Source organism: Pseudomonas sp. NPDC096950 (assembly GCF_044762525.1).
Lineage (GTDB): Bacteria > Pseudomonadota > Gammaproteobacteria > Pseudomonadales > Pseudomonadaceae > Aquipseudomonas.
Genome location: NZ_JBIWEL010000057.1, coordinates 1 through 2,572, shown reverse-complemented (window position 1 = coordinate 2,572; position 2,572 = coordinate 1). Strand labels below are relative to the sequence as shown.

Below are 2,572 nucleotides of genomic sequence, written 5' to 3'. Positions count from 1 at the left end.
TGTTGGCGCTGATTGAAAACTGACCCACCCTGCCGATTGAAAATTGACCCAGGACGGATTGCTGATTTTTGCCCCAGCAATTGTGGATAAGCTTAGCAGCAGTGTTCCGATTGAAGACGCATCAAGCCCCACCGCATGCAGCAGGGCATTTATGGTGCGGATTAAAATGGCTCATCGTCCTCGACATCATCTCCGTCCTTGCGCTTTCGTTCCCGTGACTTGATCTTTGTCTGGGCGGCCAAGGTGCTGTGTTGTAGGCGGTAGGACTCGTTGCCCGTTTCGACGATGTGGCAGTGGTGTGTCAGCCGATCCAGCAACGCGGTGGTCATCTTGGCGTCCCCAAACACACTCGACCATTCCGAGAAGCTCAGGTTGGTGGTGATGACCACGCTGGTGTGTTCGTACAGTTTGGACAGCAGGTGAAATAACAGGGCGCCACCGCTTTGGCTGAAGGGCAAATATCCGAGTTCATCCAGTATCACCAGGTCTGTGCGCAGCAGTGCCTGGGCGATTCGCCCTGCCTTGCCATCGTACTTCTCACGCTCCAGCAGATTCACCAGATCCACCGTGGAAAAGAAGCGCACGCGTTTGTTGTGGGCCGTGATTCCGGATACAGCCAAGGCACTGGCCAGGTGTGTTTTCCCGGTTCCAGGGCCGCCGATGAACACGACATTCTGCGCGGTTTCAGTGAACGCTAAGCTGGATAGATCGCTGACCAGCCGGGCATCAGCGCTGGAAGCGCTGAAGTCAAAGCCAGCTAAGTCACGGTGCATGGGGAGTTTTGCCATGTTCATCTGATGATTCACCGAGCGCACCGCGCGATCCGCATGTTCCTGCTGAAGCAGATGTTCCAGCAGCCATTTCGATGAAGCCGTCGACGCTGTTCCTTGAGAGACCAGTTCTTCCCAAGCACTGGCCATGCCGTGCAGGCGCAGTTCTTTGAGTTCAGTCATTAAGTCACGCATTGCGATTCTCCTCATCGGTCGCACGGAGCCGGTCGTAGCGTGCCGTATTGGCAACAGGCGCGACCTTGAGTTGCAGGCTGGTTTCTACACAGGGAGGTGGTGCGGTGGAGGTCAGGCGTGCAAGGACATTGAGGATGTGATCGGCGCTTAGACTTCCCGATTCAAGTACCAGCTCCACCGCCACCAGCACAGGTTCGAGACCCGCAATTGGCACAGCAGCCAGTACCTGCATCATGATTCGATCACCGTTGGTGTGACGCCTCAGTCCTCGTTTGAGAAGCCGTAACGGTTTTGGCAGATCAGCAAATGGCGCGCCGTTGCGCAATGCACCAGGCTTGCGTTCGATGAGTGGGATGTAGTGCTGCCAGTCAAAACTGACCTGATCTCGATCAAAGAGGCGCTCGTGACTGGCGATCACCGTTTCGTCAGCAATGACCACGATCCGCGAAGGGTACAAACGGCTGCTGACCCACTGGCCGACTCGCTCACATGGCACTGAATAGCGATTTCGCGCCACGCTGATCAAGCAGGTGCTGGAGACACGCACGGTGCGTTCGACGTAGCCATCAAACGCTGCCGGCATCGGCATCATTTCAACCCGCTCCAGCTCCAAGACCTCAGCCACCGTCAGCCCGTTGTACTGTGGATGCACCAGCTCGCTCCAGAGTGACCGGCAGCGTTGACCGAGCCAGATATTCAGTTCTTCAAAGGTGTGGAACATGCAGTTTTGAGCGTCGAGCCAGATACGCCGCCGACTGTCCTGTACGTTCTTTTCGACGATTCCCTTTTCCCAGCCCGAGGCTACGTTGCAGAAGTCCGGATCGAACAAGTAGTGGGCACACATGACAGCAAATCGGGCATTCACCGTGCGGCCTTTGCCTTTGTTGACCTTGTCGACAGCCGTTTTCATGTTGTCGTAAATGCCGCGACGCGGCACTCCGCCAAGCGCACCAAAAGAGCGGGTGTGGGCATCGAACAACATCTCGTGGCCTTGGCTGGGATACGCAACCAACCAGAACGCGCGACTGGCACACAGCTTCATGTGGGAGACCTGGATGCGTCGAAACAGGCCGCCGATCAGCAGACCTTCTTCGCTCCAGTCAAATTGAAAGGCCTCACCCAAGGCAAAAGTCAGCGGTACAAAAGCGCGTAAAGACTTGCCCTGCTCGCCTCGCCAAGAGCGTACAAACGCCGTGAGCTGGCTGTAGCCGCCGTCATAACCTTCGGCCTTGATCTGTTCGAAAAGTGCTTTGGCGCTTCTGCGGTTGTGCTTTGCCCGGAACGAATCAGCTTTCAGCGCCTGTTCTAGCGTGTCGTGGAATGGGCTGAGTTTGTTGAAGATTGCGCACCGCTGGTACGACGGCTGAGTGGCTTCAGGCGCTCTGACCCACTTTCGGATGGTGTTTCTCGATAGCCCGGTACGCTTGGCTATCTGATGCAGCGAGAGCTTGTCGCGGAAGTACATCCGCCGGATTTTTCCCAACATTTCCATGCTGATCACCCTGTGTTCTCCTGCTCGAAAAGTGAGCAGAAGCAGTTGAACACCTGGGTCAGTTTTCAGTCGGCAGAACAGCCTCTACTGGGTCAGTTTTCGGTCAGCGGCAACA

The 2,572-nt window shown here is 56.1% G+C and carries 2 protein-coding genes; both read right to left on the bottom strand.

The window, feature by feature from the left end; genetic code table 11:
• Positions 1 to 161: 161 nt before the first annotated feature.
• On the bottom strand, positions 162 to 965 hold the full coding sequence (istB, locus tag ACIQY3_RS34290; protein ID WP_044311019.1) for an IS21-like element ISPsy20 family helper ATPase IstB: 804 nt from the start codon (positions 963 to 965) through the stop codon (positions 162 to 164).
• A complete protein-coding gene (gene istA, locus ACIQY3_RS34285; RefSeq protein WP_403029104.1) occupies positions 958 to 2,457 on the bottom strand; it encodes an IS21 family transposase in 1,500 nt (499 codons plus the stop codon). The genes istB and istA overlap by 8 nt, the downstream gene beginning before the upstream one ends.
• Between the last annotated feature and the right edge of the window lie 115 nt (positions 2,458 to 2,572).